The organism is Pseudomonas sp. PHC1 (assembly GCF_046487845.1).
Taxonomy (GTDB): Bacteria; Pseudomonadota; Gammaproteobacteria; order Pseudomonadales; family Pseudomonadaceae; genus Aquipseudomonas; species Aquipseudomonas sputi.
Map to the genome: position 1 here is coordinate 203,258 of NZ_JBJXHJ010000005.1, position 19,555 is coordinate 222,812.

Annotated in this window: 21 protein-coding genes; 11 read left to right on the plus strand and 10 right to left on the minus strand. The window is 60.0% G+C overall.

What is annotated here, in order from left to right; all coding sequences use genetic code 11:
• Window positions 1-30 precede the first annotated feature (30 nt).
• Window positions 31-708, plus strand: a complete 678-nt coding sequence (locus tag ACKJSM_RS09790) for a TetR family transcriptional regulator (protein WP_236180365.1) — start codon at window positions 31-33, stop codon at window positions 706-708.
• A 33-nt stretch (window positions 709-741) separates the two neighbouring features.
• Here the strand turns inward: ACKJSM_RS09790 and ACKJSM_RS09795 are convergent, their stop codons facing one another.
• The 3 genes from ACKJSM_RS09795 to ACKJSM_RS09805 all read right to left on the minus strand — a co-directional run bounded on the left by ACKJSM_RS09795 (window position 742) and on the right by ACKJSM_RS09805 (window position 3,094).
• Window positions 742-1,596 (minus strand): shikimate dehydrogenase, encoded by an 855-nt coding sequence (locus tag ACKJSM_RS09795; RefSeq protein WP_236180367.1) that lies wholly within the window; start codon window positions 1,594-1,596, stop codon window positions 742-744.
• A complete protein-coding gene (aroQ, locus tag ACKJSM_RS09800; RefSeq protein ID WP_410237318.1) occupies window positions 1,593-2,042 on the minus strand; it encodes a type II 3-dehydroquinate dehydratase in 450 nt (149 codons plus the stop codon). The genes ACKJSM_RS09795 and aroQ overlap by 4 nt, the downstream gene beginning before the upstream one ends.
• Window positions 2,043-2,182: 140 nt before the next feature.
• Window positions 2,183-3,094, minus strand: coding sequence for a LysR substrate-binding domain-containing protein (locus ACKJSM_RS09805; protein WP_410237319.1), 912 nt, complete (start codon window positions 3,092-3,094; stop codon window positions 2,183-2,185).
• 204 nt (window positions 3,095-3,298) lie between these two features.
• Here ACKJSM_RS09805 and ACKJSM_RS09810 point away from each other — a divergent pair, with 204 nt between their 5' ends.
• Entirely contained in the window at window positions 3,299-3,727 is a 429-nt protein-coding gene (locus ACKJSM_RS09810) for a DUF4160 domain-containing protein (RefSeq protein ID WP_236180373.1), read from the plus strand.
• Window positions 3,724-4,170, plus strand: a complete 447-nt coding sequence (locus ACKJSM_RS09815; protein WP_410237320.1) for a hypothetical protein — start codon at window positions 3,724-3,726, stop codon at window positions 4,168-4,170. The genes ACKJSM_RS09810 and ACKJSM_RS09815 overlap by 4 nt, the downstream gene beginning before the upstream one ends.
• A 55-nt stretch (window positions 4,171-4,225) precedes the next feature.
• Here ACKJSM_RS09815 and trmA read toward each other — a convergent pair whose 3' ends face one another.
• Together trmA and ACKJSM_RS09825 are read right to left on the minus strand one after the other, a co-directional pair.
• On the minus strand, window positions 4,226-5,305 hold the full coding sequence (trmA, locus tag ACKJSM_RS09820) for a tRNA (uridine(54)-C5)-methyltransferase TrmA (RefSeq protein ID WP_410237321.1): 1,080 nt from the start codon (window positions 5,303-5,305) through the stop codon (window positions 4,226-4,228).
• Entirely contained in the window at window positions 5,302-6,597 is a 1,296-nt protein-coding gene (locus tag ACKJSM_RS09825; protein ID WP_410237322.1) for an NCS2 family permease, read from the minus strand. Before ACKJSM_RS09825 ends, trmA begins: the two co-directional genes overlap by 4 nt.
• A 220-nt stretch (window positions 6,598-6,817) precedes the next feature.
• Between ACKJSM_RS09825 and ACKJSM_RS09830 the strand changes: the two genes are divergently transcribed.
• Together ACKJSM_RS09830 and ACKJSM_RS09835 are read left to right on the plus strand one after the other, a co-directional pair.
• Window positions 6,818-7,267: a DUF4879 domain-containing protein gene (locus ACKJSM_RS09830; protein ID WP_410237323.1), complete on the plus strand. Its 450-nt coding sequence runs from the start codon at window positions 6,818-6,820 to the stop codon at window positions 7,265-7,267.
• A gap of 67 nt (window positions 7,268-7,334) precedes the next feature.
• Window positions 7,335-7,886, plus strand: a complete 552-nt coding sequence (locus ACKJSM_RS09835) for a DJ-1 family glyoxalase III (RefSeq protein WP_410237324.1) — start codon at window positions 7,335-7,337, stop codon at window positions 7,884-7,886.
• A 7-nt stretch (window positions 7,887-7,893) separates the two neighbouring features.
• On the opposite strand, the gene ACKJSM_RS09840 is transcribed toward ACKJSM_RS09835, so the two are convergent.
• Window positions 7,894-9,132 carry an MFS transporter gene (locus ACKJSM_RS09840; protein ID WP_236180383.1) on the minus strand — a complete coding sequence of 413 codons (1,239 nt, stop codon included), beginning with the start codon at window positions 9,130-9,132 and terminating at the stop codon, window positions 7,894-7,896.
• Between the two features lie 400 nt (window positions 9,133-9,532).
• Between ACKJSM_RS09840 and ACKJSM_RS09845 the strand changes: the two genes are divergently transcribed.
• From ACKJSM_RS09845 to ACKJSM_RS09855, 3 genes are read left to right on the plus strand one after another with little or no spacing between them, the layout of a single operon-like run.
• On the plus strand, window positions 9,533-10,969 hold the full coding sequence (locus ACKJSM_RS09845) for a cytochrome ubiquinol oxidase subunit I (protein ID WP_085612595.1): 1,437 nt from the start codon (window positions 9,533-9,535) through the stop codon (window positions 10,967-10,969).
• 3 nt (window positions 10,970-10,972) lie between these two features.
• The gene (cydB, locus tag ACKJSM_RS09850) at window positions 10,973-11,980 is read left to right on the plus strand and encodes a cytochrome d ubiquinol oxidase subunit II (RefSeq protein WP_236180385.1); all 1,008 of its coding nucleotides are present in this window, start codon (window positions 10,973-10,975) and stop codon (window positions 11,978-11,980) included.
• A 57-nt stretch (window positions 11,981-12,037) separates the two neighbouring features.
• Window positions 12,038-12,205, plus strand: a complete 168-nt coding sequence (locus ACKJSM_RS09855) for a DUF2474 domain-containing protein (protein ID WP_236180387.1) — start codon at window positions 12,038-12,040, stop codon at window positions 12,203-12,205.
• 69 nt (window positions 12,206-12,274) lie between these two features.
• Here ACKJSM_RS09855 and ACKJSM_RS09860 read toward each other — a convergent pair whose 3' ends face one another.
• Window positions 12,275-13,399: a methyltransferase gene (locus ACKJSM_RS09860; protein ID WP_410237325.1), complete on the minus strand. Its 1,125-nt coding sequence runs from the start codon at window positions 13,397-13,399 to the stop codon at window positions 12,275-12,277.
• A gap of 151 nt (window positions 13,400-13,550) precedes the next feature.
• On the minus strand, window positions 13,551-14,273 hold the full coding sequence (locus tag ACKJSM_RS09865) for an autoinducer binding domain-containing protein (RefSeq protein WP_410237326.1): 723 nt from the start codon (window positions 14,271-14,273) through the stop codon (window positions 13,551-13,553).
• A gap of 315 nt (window positions 14,274-14,588) precedes the next feature.
• Here ACKJSM_RS09865 and ACKJSM_RS09870 point away from each other — a divergent pair, with 315 nt between their 5' ends.
• Entirely contained in the window at window positions 14,589-15,365 is a 777-nt protein-coding gene (locus ACKJSM_RS09870) for a ferredoxin--NADP reductase (RefSeq protein ID WP_236180393.1), read from the plus strand.
• Between the two features lie 32 nt (window positions 15,366-15,397).
• On the opposite strand, the gene mscL is transcribed toward ACKJSM_RS09870, so the two are convergent.
• A complete protein-coding gene (gene mscL / locus ACKJSM_RS09875) occupies window positions 15,398-15,811 on the minus strand; it encodes a large-conductance mechanosensitive channel protein MscL (RefSeq protein ID WP_236180395.1) in 414 nt (137 codons plus the stop codon).
• A gap of 285 nt (window positions 15,812-16,096) precedes the next feature.
• On the opposite strand from mscL, the gene katB reads away from it, so the two are divergent.
• Together katB and radA are read left to right on the plus strand one after the other, a co-directional pair.
• The gene (gene katB, locus ACKJSM_RS09880; protein ID WP_410237327.1) at window positions 16,097-17,635 is read left to right on the plus strand and encodes a catalase KatB; all 1,539 of its coding nucleotides are present in this window, start codon (window positions 16,097-16,099) and stop codon (window positions 17,633-17,635) included.
• Between the two features lie 142 nt (window positions 17,636-17,777).
• Window positions 17,778-19,145 carry a DNA repair protein RadA gene (radA, locus tag ACKJSM_RS09885; protein WP_114885656.1) on the plus strand — a complete coding sequence of 456 codons (1,368 nt, stop codon included), beginning with the start codon at window positions 17,778-17,780 and terminating at the stop codon, window positions 19,143-19,145.
• Here the strand turns inward: radA and ACKJSM_RS09890 are convergent, their stop codons facing one another.
• Window positions 19,146-19,514 carry a PilZ domain-containing protein gene (locus tag ACKJSM_RS09890; protein WP_410237328.1) on the minus strand — a complete coding sequence of 123 codons (369 nt, stop codon included), beginning with the start codon at window positions 19,512-19,514 and terminating at the stop codon, window positions 19,146-19,148.
• Window positions 19,515-19,555 lie beyond the last annotated feature (41 nt).

Sequence of the window (19,555 nt, forward strand, 5' to 3'; positions counted from 1 at the left end):
AGCCTGTGCAGTGATGGCCGTGAGCCCGCAATGACAATGACTTCAGAACTTTCCGCAGCCCCCGTTCTACCCGCGGCAGAGCCGCGCAAGAGTCGCAAGAACAATCCGGAAAAGACCCGCGAGAACATTCTGCAGGAGGCGATCGTCGAGTTCGTCCAGCAGGGCCTGTCCGGCGCTCGCGTCGATGCGATCGCCGAGCGTATCCACACCTCCAAGCGCATGATCTATTACTACTTCGGCAGCAAGGAGCAGTTGTACGTCGAGGTGCTGGAGAAGCTCTACGGCGATATCCGCAACACCGAGAACCGCCTGCACCTGGCCGAATTGCCGCCGGTAGAGGCGATCCGCCGTCTGGTGGAGTTCACCTTTGACCACCATGACCGCAACGTCGATTTCGTGCGCATCGTCTGCATCGAAAACATCCACAATGCCGAGTACGTGAAGCGTTCCGATGCGATCAAGGCGATGAACAACACGATCCTTGATTCGCTGGGCGAGATCCTGGCGCGCGGTGCCGCTGAAGGCCTGTTCCGGGCCGGGCTCGATGCGCTGGATGTGCATCTGTTGATCAGTTCGTTCTGCTTCTATCGCGTGTCGAACCGCCACACCTTTGGTGAGATCTTTCAGATCGACCTGCCGGACGAAAGCATCAAGCAGCGTCATCGCGAGATGATTTGCGAGTCGGTGCTGCGTTACTTGCAGGCCTGACCGAAGTCGAGGGGGCCTGGCCCCCTCAGGGTTTTATCCATTCATGCTTTGAAAATGCGCGAGCATCCGCTGCGCATCCGGCACCTTGCCGCTGAACAGCTCAAACGCCTTTACTGCCTGAAACACCGCCATGTTGCCGCCATCCAGGGTTCGGCAACCCAGGGCGCGGGCGTTGCGCAGCAGTTCGGTTTCCAGCGGGAAATACACGATCTCCGCCACCCACAACTCGGGCCGCAGCAATGCCGCCGGCACGGGCATGCCGGGCAATTTGGCCATGCCCATCGGTGTGGTATTTACCAGGCCATCGGCCTGACTCAGCATGCTCGCCAGATCATGCCCGGCAACCGCCCGGCCCGCGCCGAAATGCTGGTTGAGGTTATTGGCCAGGCTTTCGGCACGCTCCACGTCCACATCAAAAATGCTCAGTTGCTGCACGCCTTCACTCAACAAGGCGTGGGCCACTGCCGCACCGGCGCCGCCAGCGCCCATCTGGACGACGCGCTCGCGGGCAACGTCTGGCAGGCCGCGACGAAAACCTTCGGCAAAACCCAGGCAATCGGTGTTGTGGCCGACGCGTTTGCCGTCTTTCAGCACTACCGTGTTCACGGCGCCGATGCCTCGGGCTTCCGGAGACAATTCATCGAGCAGCGGGATGATTGCCTGCTTGCACGGGAAGGTGATGTTCAGGCCGGTGTAGTTCATTCGTTCGGCGGCCAGCAGCAGGTCGGGCAGAGCGTTGCTGTCCAGGTGCAGTTGATCGAGATCGATCAGTCGGTAGAGATAGCGCAGGCCCTGTTCGTCACCTTCGTGTTCATGCAGCGCCGGGGTGCGGGAGGCCTGGATGCCGGCGCCGATCAGCCCGGCGAGTATCACGTTGTTGCGGTTCATGCGGTCACCCCCTTCAACCGCTGGCTGAAATGTTCCAGGGCCAGGCGATAACCGTGACTGCCGAAGCCGCACATCACGGCGGTGGCGATGGCCGAGACGAACGAGTGATGACGAAACGCCTCGCGGGCGTGGACGTTGGACAGGTGCACTTCGATCACTGGCAATTCGCTGGCGACCAGGGCGTCGCGGATGGCAACCGACGTGTGAGTCCAGGCGGCCGGGTTGATCACGATGCCCGCGCAGCGCTGGCGGGCGCCTTGAATCCAGTCGAGCAGTTCGCCTTCGTGGTTGGTCTGGCGAAACTCCACGGCCAGGCCGAACTCTTCAGCGGCGCGCCCGCACAGGGCTGAGATGTCGGACAGGGTTTCGTGACCGTAGGTTGCCGGTTCACGGGTGCCGAGCAGGTTCAGGTTCGGGCCGTTGAGCACCAGAACGATAGGGGGCATGGGGGCAAACTCCACTTATTGTTTTTGGCTTGGGCCGAGGGTTTCGACCTGTGGAGTTAAATTGTACTAGATGGTTACTTTAATCAATTGCTCTGCATCGACAGTCCGGTTTTGTGTGCGGTGATCGCACACTGGTGAAATCACTGCGGCAGCTGCTCGACCAGAAAATCGATGAAAGCCCTGACGCGCAGCGGCATGTGGCGATTCTGCGGGTACAGCAAGGTGAACGGCCGCGAGCGTCCGCCGTAAGGTTTGAGCACTTCCACCAGCGAGCCGTCGGCCAGTTCCTTTTCGACAATGAAGCGATAGGTCTGGAACAACCCGGCGCCGTATCTGGCCAGGGTCACGCCACCGAGCACGTCATCGGAGCAGCAGAAATTGCCCTCGGCGAGGATTTCCCGTGGCGCGTCTTCCTCATAGAACAGCCAAGTGATCCGCCGCCCGCTGCTGGGCAACTCGTACTGAATGCATTCGTGCTGTTCGAGGTCTTCGAGGGTCTGCGGGGTGCCGGCGCGTTTGAGGTAGTCGGGGCTGGCGACCATCACCAGCGCTGCATCTTCCAGATGCCGGGCGATCAGGCCGGAATCGGGAATGGCCCGCACGCGGATCGCCATGTCGTAGCCTTCGCCGACGAAGTCGATGTTGCGGTTGCTGATGTGCATGTCGACCTTCACTTGCGGGAATCGCGCGCGAAATGCCGGCAATAGCGGCAGGATCCGGTGATGGGCGTAGGTCGTAGGAATACTGATACGCAGTGTGCCGGACGGTTCCTGCTGCTGCCCCATGACTTCCCGTTGCGCCTCGACCAGTTGCGCCAGTGCCTGACGGCATTCTTCGTAATAGCGCCGGCCGCTGTCGGTCAATTTCACGCTGCGCGTGGTGCGGGCGAACAGTCGCACGCCAAGGCGTTCCTCCATACGTGATACCGAGCGGCTTACCGCTGCCGGCGTCACCGAAGCCGCTTGCGCCGCACCGGTGAAACTGCCGCACTCGGCGGCCAGGCAAAACAACTCGATGCTGCCCAGCTGAAGATCGTCGAAGTGTCGCTGCATGATTGGTTACACCGGGGAATGAGTCTTCGTATGTAGCAAATGCGCGGCTGCTGCGAAAGAACTGCTTACCATTTTGCGCGGGGCTTTGCCGAATCCCGCACTAGGCTCGAAAACGTAATGGCCATTGAGGGCAACGATGCCGATGGTCGGAATTGTCAGGGAATGGCAGTTTTCGAAACTCTTTAACCTAACGGATGGGTTAGCATGAAAGTGTGCAGTTACAAGGGATTGTCGGTGGTGATCATGCTGCGAGACGAACATTGTCCGCCCCATGCGCACGTGGATTCAGGTGCATGGAGTGCCCGCTTCAAATTCAGCTTCTGGCACAACGGCGTGGAGTTGTGGGATGTGGTACCCCTGTCGCGCCGGCCACCGATTGCCGTGCTTGAGGGGCTGCGCCAGTCGCTTCGTCAAACCGATCATCTGCGGCGGGCTCGCCGAATCTGGTGGACTCGCTTGCAGACGGCGTGTCTCGATAATCAATGGTGGGACGGGGATTCGAACGAAGTGGCCGTCATGCACGAAGTCACCGGTGCGACCTTCAGAATCGGATCGGCGTATTACGAACCGGAAGAAAACAAAACCCTGCTGGCCCTGGTCGGTGCTCAGGAAGGTGTGGAGATCGAACTATGAAAACAGTAAAGGCCGGTTTGCAGGCTGATCGACCGGTGACGGAAGGGCGTCTCGATGAAGCTGTCGATCGCGGGGGGCTGCGGCGACGCAGCAGCCTGCAAGCCGTGTCGGTGGCCTTTGAGAAACCGTGCCTGGCGATTCGCTTCGAGGACGACAGTGGTGTGCTTTTGCCAGTGAACCTTTACCGCGAGTTCGATGATTTCGAGCCGCAAGACTTCAGCGGATTGAATGTGGGCTTCGCCGGCACCGCGTTGTGCCACGACGGCAAGGACCTGCAGGTTTCCATCGCCGGCATGATCTCGGCCAGTCAGCCATTGATGGCCATGGCCGCTTCGGTGATCGCCTCGCGCAATGGTCGTCAGAGCAGCACCGCGAAGGCCGAAGCTGCACGAGCCAATGGCCGGAAGGGCGGGCGTCCACGTAAAGTCGATCCCGTGCCATGAGCAGGTACAAAAAAGCCGTCCCTCAGGACGGCTTTCTCGTGTCTGGCACCTGCGATCAGCGGCGGGTCAGCAACACGCCGGATTCCATGTGGTGGGTCCACGGGAACTGGTCGAACAGCGCACAGCGGGTGATGCGGTGCGTGTCGTGCAGTTGGGCGATGTTGGCCGCCAGTGTCTCGGGGTTGCAGGAGATGTACAGGATGTTGTCGAAGCGACGGGTCAGTTCGCAGGTGTCGGGGTCCATGCCGGCCCGTGGCGGGTCGACGAACACGCTGCCGAACTCGTAGCTTTTCAGGTCGATACCGTGCAGGCGACGGAACGGGCGAACTTCGTTCAGGGCTTCGGTCAGCTCTTCGGCGGACAGCCGCACCAAGGTGACGTTATCCACAGCGTTTTCGGCCAGGTTGCTCAAGGCGGCGTTGACCGAGGTCTTGCTGATTTCCGTGGCCAGCACTTTGCGTACTCGAGTCGCCAGCGGCAGGGTGAAGTTGCCGTTGCCGCAGTACAACTCCAGCAGATCGTCGCTGCGATCGCCCAGTGCTTCGTAGGCCCAGTTGAGCATTTTCTGGTTGACGGTGCCGTTGGGCTGGGTGAACGCGCCTTCCGGCTGGCGATAGCTGAACGTGCGGCCGCCGACGTCGAGCTTCTCGACCACGTAATCAAGGCCGAGCACTTCGCGCTTGCCCTTGGAGCGACCGATGATACTGACGCCCAGATCCGCTGCCAGTCTGGTCGCCGCCGCATGCCAGTGCTCGTCCAGCGGACGGTGATAGCACAGGGTGATCATCGCGTCGCCGGCCAGGGTGGTCAGAAACTCCACCTGGAACAGCTTGTGGCTCAGCGCCGCGCTGGCCTGCCACGCCGCCTTCAATTGCGGCATGAGCTGGTTGATGCGCAGGCTGGCGATCGGAAATTCTTCGATCAGGATCGGCGTGCGTTTGTCGTCCTGGGAAAACATCGCGTAATGCCGCTCACCGGCCTCGCGCCACAGCCGGAATTCGGCGCGCAGGCGGAAGTTCTGCAACGGCGAGTCGAACACCATTGGCTCCGGTGCATCGAACGGGGCCAGCAGGTCACGCAAGCGCGTGACCTTGTCTTCGAGTTGTGCGGCGTAGGCCTGGGAATCAAAAGTCATGCGTTGAACCAACCCAGCTTGATCACGAACAGAATCGACAGGATCACCAGCGCCGGGTTCAGCTCACGGGCGCGGCCGGACAGCAGTTTGATCGCAGTCCAGGCGATGAAGCCGAAGGCGATGCCGTTGGCGATGGAATAGGTGAAAGGCATCGCCAGGGCGGTGACCACGACCGGCGCGGCGACGGTGATGTCTTCCCAGTCTATTTCCGCCAGGCCCGAAGTCATCAGCACGGCGACGAACAGCAGCGCAGGTGCGGTGGCGAAGGCCGGTACGCTGGAGGCCAGCGGCGAGAAGAACAGCGCCAGCAGGAACAGGATCGCGACGACGATGGCGGTCAGGCCGGTGCGGCCGCCGGCACTCACGCCTGCAGCGGATTCGATGTAGCTGGTGGTGGTCGAGGTGCCCAGCAGCGAGCCGGCCATGGCCGCCGTACTGTCGGCAATCAGCGCACGGCCCATTTTCGGCATGTGGCCGTCCTTGCCCATCAGGCCCGCGCGCTTGGCGACGCCGATCAGGGTGCCGGAGTTGTCGAACAGGTCGACGAACAGGAAGGCGAAGATCACGCTGACCAGACCGATGTCCAGGGCGCCCTTGATGTCCAGTTGCAGGAAGGTCGGGGCCAGCGAAGGGGGCATCGAGGTCACGCCGCCGAACGGGGTGAAGCCCATGACGATCGAGACGATGGTCACCGCGAGAATGCCGATCAGCACCGCGCCGCGCACTTTCAAGGCTTCAAGGGCAACGATCAGGGCGAACCCGAGGGTGGCGAGGATCGGTGCCGGTTGTTTCAGGTCACCGAGGCCGACCATGGTCGCCGGGTTGCTGACTACGATACCGGCGTTGTGCAGCGCGATCAGTGCCAGGAACAGGCCGATACCGGCAGCAATCGCCGAGCGCAAAGGCAGAGGGATGCTGTTGATGATCCATTCACGGATGCGGAAGATCGACAGCAGGAAGAAGCACACGGCCGAGATGAACACCGCGCCCAGCGCCACTTGCCAGGTGTGGCCCATGTGCAGCACGACGGTGTAGGTGAAGAAGGCGTTCAGACCCATGCCTGGGGCAAGGGCGATCGGGTAGTTGGCGATCAGGCCCATGACCGCGGAGCCGATGGCGGCTGCCAGGCACGTGGCGACGAACACCGCGCCTTTGTCCATGCCGGTTTCGCCGAGAATGCTCGGGTTGACGAACAGAATGTAGGCCATGGCCAGGAAGGTCGTGACGCCCGCGAGAATCTCGGTCCGCACGTTGGTGTTGTGTGCCTTGAGTTGAAACAGCCTTTCCAGCATGTCTGCTCCCCGTGGCGCGCGTGGCGCCGTGAATGTATCGACCTCAACAGCAAAGCACAGACCGTCGCAAGCGCCTGGAAAATTGTGGTGGGCCGGAAAAAGCCGCGCATCATACCAGCAGCGTGAGGAAGATGGCGGATGTTGGTGTCGATCGTCGGCGAAGTTTTGCACCACGGCCAAGTACGCCATACTGCGCGCTGTTTTTTCGGGGATGAATCGCATGAACAAGGGTTGGATGAAGACCGCCGGACTGATGGCCTTGTGGCTGGTGGGGGCTCCGGCGGCACTCGCGGCGTCGGCACCGCCATTGAGCGAGGTGAAAGTCATCAAGGTTCAGTCGTCGTCCTGCGGGCTCGAAGACATTACCGATGGCCAGGTGCAGACCCGCTGTGATCACAGTGCGCCGGGCATCAAGGTGTACGTGCTGGAAATCGGCTACGGCCAGAGCCAGCCTCAGGCGTCGCTCGACGGCTTTGAAGTGAACGGTACCCGGAGCCCGGTCTGTGCCTTCGATAACGGCAACCTGACCGAATGCACGCCTGGCAGCAAAACCGTCGGCTCGCTGTACACCTTTGATCTGGCGGCCCGTCAGGAAGGCACCTTTACCTTCAGCAACACGTCGATCAACGCCCCGCGCAACACGATGTCCACCCAGCTTTACATCAAGTAACGGCGGTCGCCGAACGGGGCCGGGCAAAGCTGACTACGCTTTAAGGATCACTCAGCGGATGGCGCCCATGACCTTTAGAGCCCTGATTACCCTCGCCGAGGGCATCGATGATCTGCAATGCGTGACCCTGATCGACGTGCTGCGCCGGGCCGGCGTCGAAGTGGTGGCGGCCAGCATCGAAGGCCGACGCATGCTGACCTGCGCCCGAGGTACGCGGCTGACCGCCGACGGTATGCTCATTGATGTGCTGGCCCAGACCTTCGACCTGATCGTTCTGCCCGGTGGCGCTGTCGGCGCGCAACACTTTGCGGCGCACCAGCCTCTTCAACAACTGCTAAAGGATCAGGCCAGCGCCGGACGCCTGTTCGCCGCCATCGCCGAAGCCCCGGCGGTCGCCCTGCAAAGCTTCGGTGTATTACGTCAGCGCCGCATGACTTGTTTGCCCGCCACCAGCCATAACCTCTCCGGTTGCACGTTTGTCGATCAACCGGTGGTAGTCGACGGCAACTGCATCACCGCCCAGGGCTCCGGCGCCGCGCTGGCATTTGCCCTGACACTGGTCGAGCAACTGGCGGGCAAAGCTGTCAGTGCGAAGGTGGCGGGGGAGTTGCTGGCCTGAGAGCGTTTCAGGCCTTCACCTCTTCCACCGGCACATGCATCCGGTCGCGGTTGGCCAGGGTCGGGAACAGTTTGATCCAGGTTCCGGTCACCACCAGCGTGCCGATGCCGCCCATCACCACCGCCGGCACGGTGCCAAACCAGTGAGCGGTGAGACCGGATTCGAACTCGCCCAGCTGGTTCGAGGCGCCGATGAACAAGCCGTTCACCGCGCTGACCCGGCCGCGCATTTCGTCGGGGGTTTCCAGTTGCACGAAGGAGGCGCGGATTACCATGCTGATCATGTCCGCCGCGCCCAGCACCACCAGCACCGCCAACGAAAACCAGAACGAGGTCGACAGGCCGAAGGCAATGGTGGCCACACCGAACACACCGACGGCAGTGAACATCACCCGACCGACATTTCGCTCAACGGCAAACCGCGCCAGGAACAGCGACATCATCAACGCGCCGACCGCCGGTGCCGAGCGCAGCAACCCGAGGCCCCACGGCCCGGTCAGCAGGATGTCCTTGGCGAACACCGGCAACAGCGCCGTGGCGCCACCCAGCAGCACGGCGAACAGATCCAGTGAAATCGCCCCGAGAATGTCCGGACGGCTGCGAATGAAGCGGATCCCCGCCAGCAACGAGTCCAGCGTCGCCTTGCCTTTGTTCAGCGGGGTTTGTCGGGCAGGCAGGTTGAGCATCAACGTACAGGCGATGACATACAGAATGACCGTCGGGCCATAGACCCACACGCTGCCGAAGGCATAGAGCAGACCGCCGAGGGCCGGTGCGACGATGGTGGCCGATTGCTGCGCCGATTGCGCAGCGGCAACCGCCCGTGGAAACAGCGCGCTGGGTACGATGCTCGGCAGCAGCGCCTGGGTGGTCGGCATTTCGAAGGAGCGCGCGGCACCCAGCAGGAACGCCAGGATAAAGATCATTTCCCGGGTGACATGGTCAGTGGCGCTGCCGATGGCCAGTGCCAGGGCGATCAGGGCCTGCAACGACTGGCAGACCGCCGCGACTCTGCGCCGGTCGTAGCGATCGGCAACGTGGCCGGTGTGCAGCATGAACAGTACGCGTGGAGCGAATTCCACCAGCCCGACCAGACCCAGGTCGAGCACATTGCCGGTCAGTTGATAGAGGTTCCAGCCGATCGCCACGGTGAGCATCTGAAAACCGCTGGCGGTGAAGATCCGGGCAAACCAGAACGCAACAAAGGGACGGTGGTGACGTAACAGCAAGGGCTCTTGGCTGGGCATCTGCGGGTCGGTCTTGATCGAGGGGAACCGCGAGATTATCACCAGTCTGTAACAGGAAGTTGCTATGACAGGAAATTTAGTTAGCCAGACATCGATTTTTCCGAGTCCCGACACCGAACGCGGCCAAGGATGTATTTCACGGCGTTGCCAGGACTGTGAGGCAACTTGTCACGCGGCAAAAGACCACGCAGTTCTCCGTCGGAAATGGGACTACTCTTTCAACGTTGATTGATCCAGATCAAGACCCATCGCGGAACTGATCCGGGACCCGTCGGCAGACTCCCTGCGTCGCGATGCCTGTAAAAAGAAGAACGAATCCGAGTTCGCCGCACTCCATACCCGTGGGGGCAGTGGTTCAAGGCCGCCAGTCCTGGAACCGTTATCTGATAGAGGAAAGCTTATGTTCGGTTTAGAGGCCCTGGATCTCGCCCGAATTCAGTTCGCGTTCACCATCTCGTTCCATATCCTGTTCCCGGCGATCACCATCGGTCTTGCGAGTTATCTCGCGGTGCTGGAAGGCCTGTGGCTGAAAACCGGCAATGACACCTACCGTGACCTCTACCATTTCTGGTCGAAGATCTTTGCCGTCAACTTCGGCATGGGCGTGGTCTCGGGGCTGGTCATGGCCTACCAGTTCGGCACCAACTGGAGCCGCTTCTCGGACTTCGCCGGTTCCGTCACCGGGCCGTTGCTGACCTATGAAGTGCTCACGGCGTTCTTCCTCGAAGCCGGTTTCCTCGGGGTGATGCTGTTCGGCTGGAACAAGGTCGGACGCGGACTGCACTTTTTTTCCACGGTAATGGTGGCCATCGGCACACTGATTTCGACGTTCTGGATTCTCGCCTCCAACAGCTGGATGCAGACCCCGCAGGGCTTCGAGATCGTCAACGGTCAGGTCATTCCAACCGACTGGCTGGCAATCATCTTCAACCCGTCGTTCCCCTATCGCCTGATGCACATGGCGACGGCGGCGTTCGTCGCGACGGCTTTCTTCGTCGGCTCGTCGGCAGCCTGGCACTTGCTGCGCGGCAAGGACAACCCGGCGATCCGCACCATGCTGTCGATGGCGATGTGGATGGCGCTGATCGTCGCGCCGATCCAGGCGGTCATCGGCGACTTCCATGGCCTCAATACCCTTAAACACCAACCGGCGAAGATCGCCGCGATCGAAGGTCACTGGGAAAACGTCGGCAACGAAGCGACGCCGCTGATCCTGTTCGGCTGGCCGGACATGAAAGAAGAGAAAACCAAATTCGCCGTGGAGATTCCTTACCTCGGCAGCCTGATCCTGACCCACTCGCTGGACAAACAGGTGCCGGCACTCAAGGAGTTTCCGCCAGAAGACCGGCCGAATTCGACCATCGTGTTCTGGTCGTTCCGGATCATGGTCGGCCTCGGTTTCCTGATGATCTTCACCGGCCTCTGGAGCCTTTGGCTGCGCAAGCGCGACACGCTCTACACGTCGCGGCCGTTCCTGTACCTGGCGTTGTGGATGGGGCCGTCCGGTCTGATTGCGATCCTGGCGGGCTGGTTCACCACTGAAATCGGTCGCCAGCCGTGGGTGGTCTACGGACTGATGCGCACGGCCGATGCGTCGTCCAATCACAGCTTCATGCAGATGAGCATCACGCTGATCATGTTCGTGGTGGTGTATTTCGCGCTGTTCGGTGCGGGGCTGGGCTACATGATGCGCCTGGTGCGCAAAGGGCCGAAGACCGACGAAGGCAAGGAAACCAATGAAGGTGGTCCTGGCCAGAAACGCACGCCGGCCCGTCCGTTGTCCGCTGCCGACGACGATGGCGCCGAACACGACCGCAGCCTGACCAAGGAGATTTGAGTCATGGGTATTGATCTTCCGCTGATCTGGGCCGTGATCATCATCTTCGGCATCATGATGTACGTGGTCATGGACGGTTTCGACCTGGGGATCGGAATTCTCTTTCCGTTCATCCCCGGCAAGACCGACCGCGACGTGATGATGAATACCGTCGCCCCGGTGTGGGACGGCAATGAAACCTGGCTGGTACTGGGGGGCGCGGCGTTGTTCGGCGCTTTCCCGCTGGCCTATTCGGTGGTGTTGTCGGCGCTGTACCTGCCGCTGATCTTCATGCTCATCGGGCTGATTTTCCGCGGCGTGGCGTTCGAGTTCCGCTTCAAGGCCAAGGATGACAAGCGCCATCTGTGGGACAAGGCATTCATCGGTGGTTCGGTGGCGGCGACGTTCTTCCAGGGCGTGGCGCTTGGTGCGTTCATCGATGGTCTGCCGGTGGTCAACCGGCAATACGCCGGCGGTTCACTGGATTGGCTGACGCCGTTCACGCTGTTCTGCGGCGCTGCGCTGGTGGTGGCGTATGCCTTGCTTGGCTGCACCTGGCTGATCATGAAGACCGAAGGCAAGCTCCAGGAACAGATGCACAACCTGGCGCGCCCGCTGGCCTTCGTGCTGCTGGCGGTGATCGGCATCGTCAGCCTGTGGACGCCGCTGTCCCACCCGGAAATCGCCGAGCGCTGGTTCAGCATGCCGAACCTGTTCTGGTTCCTGCCGGTGCCGATTCTGGTGCTGGTGACGCTCTACGCATTGATCCGCGCAGTGGCGCGCAATGCCAACTACATGCCGTTCCTGCTGACCCTGGTGCTGATCTTCCTTGGCTACAGCGGTCTGGGCATCAGCCTGTGGCCGAACATCGTGCCGCCGTCGATCTCGATCTGGGACGCTGCCGCACCGCCGCAAAGCCAGGGCTTCATGCTGGTGGGCACGCTGTTCATCATCCCGTTCATCCTGGGTTACACCTTCTGGAGCTATTACGTGTTCCGCGGCAAGGTCACCCACGAGGACGGTTATCACTAGTGGTGATCTCGATGGCGCCGACGGCGGCGCCATCTCCCCTTACCGGAGGAGGCAAGCATGACCGGCAAACACTCCCTGCGCGACATTGAAGAAGCCGAAAAAAAGCCGCTTTGGCAGCGGCTCGGCTGGTTGGCCATGATCTGGGTCGGCAGCGTCGGTGCGCTGTTCATTGTCGCCAGCCTGATGCGCATGTTCATGAACGCCGCAGGTCTGACCACGCACTGAGACTTCCCATCCCGCTGCCTTGCGGCACGGATTTTTGACCCTCCGACCGGAGGGTTTTTTTTGCCCGGATTATTTACGCGCCTTGAGAATCACGAATTTCGGTGTAGCCGCTACTTGCTCGACACCCCGGAACAGCCGCGCCAGTTTGCTGTGATAACCCAGGTGACGGTTGCCGACGATGTACAGCGCACCGCCAACCACCAGCGCTTCTCGGGCCTGCTGGAACATGCGCCAGGCAAGGAAATCGCCGACCACCTGTTGCTGATGGAACGGTGGATTGCACAGCACCACGTCCAGCGACTGGGCTTCCTGGCCGGCCAGACCGTCGCCGGCGCGTACGATCACGTCACGTTCACCGAACGCCGCGCGCCAGTTCTCGGTTGCCGACTGCACGGCCATGAACGATTCGTCCACCAGTGTGTAATGCGCATCGGGGTTTTGCAGGGCGCTGGCGATGGCCAATACGCCGTTGCCGCAGCCAAGATCCGCGACTCGCGCCGCGCCAAGGTTTTTCGGCAGGTGCGGAAGGAAGGCACGGGTACCGATGTCCAGCCCTTCACGGCAGAACACGTTGGCGTGGTTGAGCAGTTCGATGGCCGGCTCGTCGAGGCGATAGCGGGTCGGGTAGGGCGAGAAGGCCGGTGCCTTGGCCTCGGGCGTGGCAATCAGCAAGCGTGCCTTCTTCACTGCAAGCGAAGCCTGAACCGGGCCGATGTAGCGTTCCAGCAGATCACCGGCGGCGCGGGGCAAATGCTTGACCATCGCCGCGGCCACCACCTGAGCGCCCGGTGTCAATTGACCCTGCAAGCGAATCAGTTGTTCTTCCAGCAACGCCAGAGTTTTCGGTACGCGAATCAGCACCCGGTCGAAGGGCCCGACCAATGGTTCGCTGGCGGGAATGCCGCGCAGTGCATCGAATGCCTGACCATTGCGCAGCAGGTTTTTTTCCAGCCCCTGAAACGCCAGAAACGAGTCGCCGCTGGTGCTGACCTGCACTTTGCCTGACAGGCTGATGGCCAGCGCGCCGAAGCTGTCGTTGAGTACCAGAACCCGTGTCTCGATCGGCAGGTTCTGTTCGGCCAGATGATTGAGCAGGAATTCGTCGGCTGCGTCGAAGGCTTGCAGTGGTTCGTTCTGCTGTTCGGGCTGGCGGATCAGATCGAGCTGGGCGAAGGGCGTATCGAGCAAGGGCATGGGGCGGGGACTCTGGGTAATCGACGGGTGTCCCGCGGCCCAGGGGGAGTGCGGCGGAACCATCCGAGTGGACAGCGGCACGAAGAATCGCGTCATCACTCAGGAAGGTTGCAAATGGTACGTTTTTTTTGTTGGCAATACTTGTCTGATTTCAGTGCGGGTGATCGGGAATGAACCCGGCCTTGGCGGCGGCGATGACGGCTGACATCTTGTTGCAGGCGTTGAACTTAATGATCAGATTTCTGGTGTGATAGACCACGGTCCGTTCAGTTACGTTCAGGATCTGGCCGATTTCCCAGGCCGTCTTGCCGATGGCACACAGCCTTACGATTTCGAGCTCCCGGGTAGACAATCGTACTGGGGCCGATTTGGGCGGTGCTGGCGGGAGGGTGCGAACGAGCATTTCGCTCAAGTGCTGCGTGATGAAGTGCAGCACACCGTATTGTTCGTAGAGCTCCAATGAGCAGATTTCGCAGTAGGTTCGTGCCAGACTGATTGTGCAGCACAGGTCGTTCTCTTCGTCGAGATACGACTGTGACCAGCCATGTTCCATCCCGTGACTCTGAAGTGCACTCCACATTTTCGGTGTCTTGGAAAATGCTTTCCTGTTCCAGACAAACGGCAGCATTGAGTGATGGCAAAATGCTGTAATCGGGTCATCTTCACTGTAAAGGTTTTCGTATTCGTCGTTCCAGGCCTCTGTGAAATTATTGATATAGAACGGTTTGAAAGAACGGGAGTCAGGCCGCGAGACTGCAATACCACAAAACTGAAAACCGATGTTCTTGGCAAAACTTCTCAGAATCGGGAATGCGTTTTCAATATTCTTCGCATGCGTAAGCTGTTCAATTTGGTACTCCTTCCACCTTTCCATTTTGAGAGTTCTCCATTTTTTCATGATTCGCGGGGGTGCAAAATTGGATCCAAGATGCCAGCACGGGTGGAAGTGTAGGACGCCTCCTACAAGGTTGTTGGATTTTTTTGTTCTTGAACGATGGTTGTAATGGGAATATCAGATGACAGTTATATGTGGAGGATCATTTAAAGAGTTGCATCGCTTGGGTTATGGATTGAATACCTTCTATTGCTCTATTCAGAATGATGGCACCTTGAAATGCCATTACAAATTGTCGGTGTTCCAATCAACATTAATGCGTAACACTTGAGTCATTGTTGAGGGAGTGACCCAATGACCGCCAGCAGCGAAAAATTCAGTCGTCAGACATTGCTTGATGTACGGCCGGTGACCCCCAGTCTGTTCACCCTGCGTACCACTCGGGATGTCGGTTTCCGCTTCCGCGCAGGGCAATTCGCGCGGATTGGTGTGACCCGTGAAGACGGCAGCACAGTGTGGCGCGCCTACTCGATGGTGTCTTCGCCGTTCGACGAATTTCTCGAGTTCTTTTCCATTGTGGTGCCGGGGGGCGAGTTCACCCGCGAACTGAGTCGTCTGAAGGTGGGGGACAGCTTGCTGATCGAGCGCCAGGCCTTTGGTTATCTGACGCTGGACCGTTTCATTGATGGTCGTGATCTCTGGCTGTTATCCACAGGCACGGGGGTGGCGCCGTTTCTGTCGATCCTGCAGGACTTTGAGGTCTGGGAGAAATTCGAGCGAATCATCCTGGTCTACAGCGTTCGAGAGTCTCGGGAACTGGCTTATCAAAAGCTGATCGCCGAACTCACACAGCGCGACTACCTCGCGCAATACGCTCACAAGTTCCGGTTTATCCCGGTGGTCACGCGTGAGCCGTATGCCGGCGCCCTGAACGGACGCATCACCACGCTGATAGAGAACGGCGAGCTGGAAAAGGTGGCCGGAGTCGAGCTGACGCCGGCGCATTCCCGGGTCATGCTCTGCGGCAATCCGCAGATGATCGATGACACCCGGGCCTTGCTCAAGCAACGCGATATGGCTTTGAGTCTGACCCGGCGCCCGGGGCAGGTGGCGGTGGAAAACTACTGGTAAGCAAACGGCGCCCTCAGGCGCCGTTTCAGTCTTCAAGGCCGGTTGTTCTGGGCCTTGAGCAGATCGCGAATCTCGCCCAGCAGTTCTTCTTCCTTGGTCGGTACCGGTGGCAAGGTCGGGGCCACGGCTTCTTCGCGCTTCAAGCGGTTGATGGCTTTGACGCCCATGAAAATCGCGAAGGCAACGATCATGAAGTCCAGAACACTCTGGATGAACTTGCCATACGCCAGCATCACGGCGGGGGCATCCCCCTGTGCAGCCTTGAGTGTGATGGCCAGGTCACTGAAATCCACCCCGCCGATCAGCAGGCCGATTGGCGGCATGATCACGTCGCCGACAAACGACGAAACGATCTTGCCGAAGGCCGCGCCGATGATGATACCGACGGCCATGTCGACCACATTGCCTTTGACCGCGAAGGCCTTGAACTCGCTAAGCACGCCCATAGTTATTTCCTTGTTACAGATGAGTTTGGTGTACGCAGTGTAAATCAGCAAAACGCGTCCTGCGCGCAACACCTTCTTACAAAGCTCGTTTTTATCGACACACCCATTCGCAATTAGTTTGCAAAGTGCCACTAATCGCGCGCGTAATACGCTGCAACCCACTGATCCTGAAGAAAAATTTATCAATCATCGCGTTACGATCTTTCTATTTATGTTTGTCTGACTGAGCTTTTAGCCTCTGTCTGGCGCACCTGGATGCGCCTCAAAAAAACAGAGGAGCCTGAAATGATTTCCACACTTGGTTCAGGGATTATTCCCCGTCGCACCGTTGGTGTATTGGCCGCCAGCTTGTTGGCCCTTTCCGTGAACGCCGCACCCCTGACCCGGGATAACGGCGCCGCGGTCGGCGACAACCAGAACTCGCAAACTGCCGGCGCCAACGGCCCGGTGCTGTTGCAGGACGTTCAACTGATCCAGAAGCTGCAACGCTTCGATCGCGAGCGCATCCCCGAACGCGTCGTGCATGCTCGTGGCACCGGTGCCCATGGCACATTCACCGCGACTGAAGATCTGAGCGATTTGAGCAAGGCCAAGGTGTTCTCTGTCGGCCAGGTCACACCGGTGTTCGTGCGTTTCTCGGCGGTGGTTCACGGCAATCACTCCCCGGAAACCCTGCGTGACCCACGGGGGTTCGCGACCAAGTTCTACACCGCCGATGGCAATTGGGATCTGGTGGGCAACAATTTCCCGACGTTTTTCATCCGCGATGCGATCAAGTTTCCGGATATGGTGCACGCCTTCAAGCCCGATCCGCGTACCAACCTTGACGATGATTCACGCCGCTTCGACTTCTTCTCTCATGTACCGGAAGCCACCCGTACATTGACCGAACTGTATTCCAATTCAGGAACACCGGCCAGTTATCGGGAGATGGACGGTAATAGTGTGCACGCCTACAAGTTGGTCAATGCCAAAGGCGATGTGCACTATGTGAAGTTTCACTGGAAAAGTTTGCAGGGCATCAAAAATCTCGATCCGCAACAAGTTGTACAAGTTCAGGGCCGAGACTACAGTCACATGACTCACGACTTGGTAACAAACATTTATAAGGGCAACTTTCCGAAGTGGGACTTGTACATTCAAGTCTTGAATCCGCAAGATTTGTCCAAGTTTGATTTCGATCCTCTTGATGCAACCAAGATCTGGCCAGGTATTCCAGAGCGCAAAGTTGGACAAATGGTCTTGAACCGCAATCCTTCCAATGTCTTCCAGGAAACCGAACAAGTGGCCATGGCGCCTTCTAATGTTGTGCCGGGCATCGAACCCTCTGAAGACCGTCTGCTGCAAGGCCGGATATTTGCCTATGCCGATACGCAAATGTATCGCCTCGGCGCCAACGCCCTGCAATTGCCAATCAATGCTCCCCAAACCGCCGTCAACAATGGCAATCAGGATGGCGCGATGAATGCCGGTGCGAGCACTTCCGGCGTCAACTACCAGCCAAGCCGACTGCAACCGCGTGAAGAGACGCCAGGCGCGCGCTACAGCCAGACCGCGCTGCAGGGCAGCACGCAACAGGCGAAGATCCAGCGCGAGCAAAACTTCAAGCAGGCCGGTGACCTTTATCGCTCGTTCAGCAAGAAGGAGCGTCAGGATCTGATCGAGAGCTTCGGCGGTTCGCTGGCGGGCGCTGATGACGAGAGCAAGCACATCATGCTGTCCTTCCTCTATAAGGCGGATCCGGAATACGGGGCTGGCGTGACCAAAGTGGCCAAGGGTGACCTGGGTCGGGTCAAGGCCCTGGCGGCCAAACTGGTCGACTGACAGCGACCCTTTCAAGCCTCGGCAGTTGTCGGGTTTGACCGGCAGCAGCGCCGCGCGTCTGGCCAGCGGAGAAATCCGTTCCGGCGCGCCGCGCTGATCGACGATGGCTGCGTTATCATCGCGGTTTTTGCCGGGGGTTCAGATGGCCAAGGCCAAGCGCATGTACGGCTGCACCGAGTGCGGCGCAACCTTTCCCAAGTGGGCCGGGCAGTGCGGCGAATGCGGCGCCTGGAACACCCTGACCGAAACCATGGTCGAGAGCGGTGGTGCCGCCGCACCGAGCGGGCGCACCGGCTGGGCCGGGCAACAGGCCCAGATCAAGACCCTGGCCGAAGTCAGCATCGAAGAGATTCCGCGTTTTTCCACAGCCTCCGGGGAGCTTGACCGAGTGCTCGGCGGTGGTCTGGTGGACGGTTCGGTGGTACTGATCGGCGGCGACCCGGGCATTGGCAAGTCGACGATTCTGTTACAGACCCTGTGCAACCTCGCCAAGAGCATGCCGGCGCTGTACGTCACCGGTGAGGAATCCCAGCAACAGGTCGCCATGCGCGCACGCCGCTTGGGCCTGCCGCAGGATCAACTGCGGGTCATGACCGAAACCTGCATCGAAACCATCATTGCCACCGCCCGTCAGGAAAAACCCAAGGTGATGGTGATCGACTCGATCCAGACAATTTTCACCGAACAATTGCAATCGGCACCGGGCGGCGTGTCCCAGGTGCGCGAGAGTGCGGCATTGCTGGTGCGCTATGCCAAGCAAAGCGGCACGGCGATTTTCCTGGTCGGCCACGTGACCAAGGAAGGCGCGCTCGCAGGGCCGCGCGTTCTGGAGCACATGGTCGATACCGTGCTGTATTTCGAGGGCGAGTCCGACGGTCGGTTGCGTTTGCTGCGAGCGGTGAAAAACCGTTTCGGCGCGGTCAACGAGCTGGGCGTGTTCGGCATGACCGACAAGGGCCTGAAAGAAGTCTCCAATCCATCGGCGATTTTTCTCACCCGCGCTCAGGAAGAAGTTCCGGGCAGTGTGGTGATGGCAACGTGGGAAGGCACCCGGCCGATGCTGGTGGAAGTCCAGGCGCTGGTGGATGACAGTCACCTGGCCAACCCGCGCCGCGTCACGCTGGGCCTGGATCAGAATCGTCTGGCGATGTTGCTGGCGGTGTTGCACCGGCATGGCGGCATTCCGACCCACGATCAGGACGTGTTCCTCAACGTGGTCGGCGGGGTCAAGGTGCTGGAAACTGCGTCCGACCTGGCCTTGATGGCCGCCGTCATGTCGAGCCTGCGCAATCGCCCGTTACCCCATGACCTGCTGGTGTTCGGTGAAGTCGGCCTGTCTGGCGAAGTGCGCCCGGTGCCGAGCGGTCAGGAGCGGTTGAAGGAAGCCGCCAAGCACGGCTTCAAGCGCGCGATCGTGCCCAAGGGCAATGCGCCGAAGGAAGCGCCGGCGGGGCTGCAGATCATCGCGGTGACGCGTCTGGAGCAGGCACTGGACTCGCTGTTCGAGTGATCAGGCGTCGATCAGCGCCGCGAGCTCGCGTTCCAGCTCGGTTTCGTCAGCCAGATTGAGTTCGATCAAGCGACGCAGGCGCTGAATCGACTCCAGGCTGATATGCCGACACACGAAACCGAGCTGGCCGTGATCTTCATGAGCCAGTTGCACATCCATCTCGATGTGCACGTCCTCGCTCAGATGAATGTCGACGAAAAAGTCCTGCTCGGGATTGCCCAGCCAGGGTTCGGGCTTTTCGATCAGCAGTCCCTTGAGCGACAGATCGATCAACTTCACCGGCCAGATGTACTCGCCCTGGCTCAATTCGGTTCGGGCGTCGAACGCGATACGTTTGAAGCGGCGACGCTCGGACGGGTGCTCGCTCATGGCGCAATCCTCAGGAAGGTCAGCTGACTATAGACCCGACC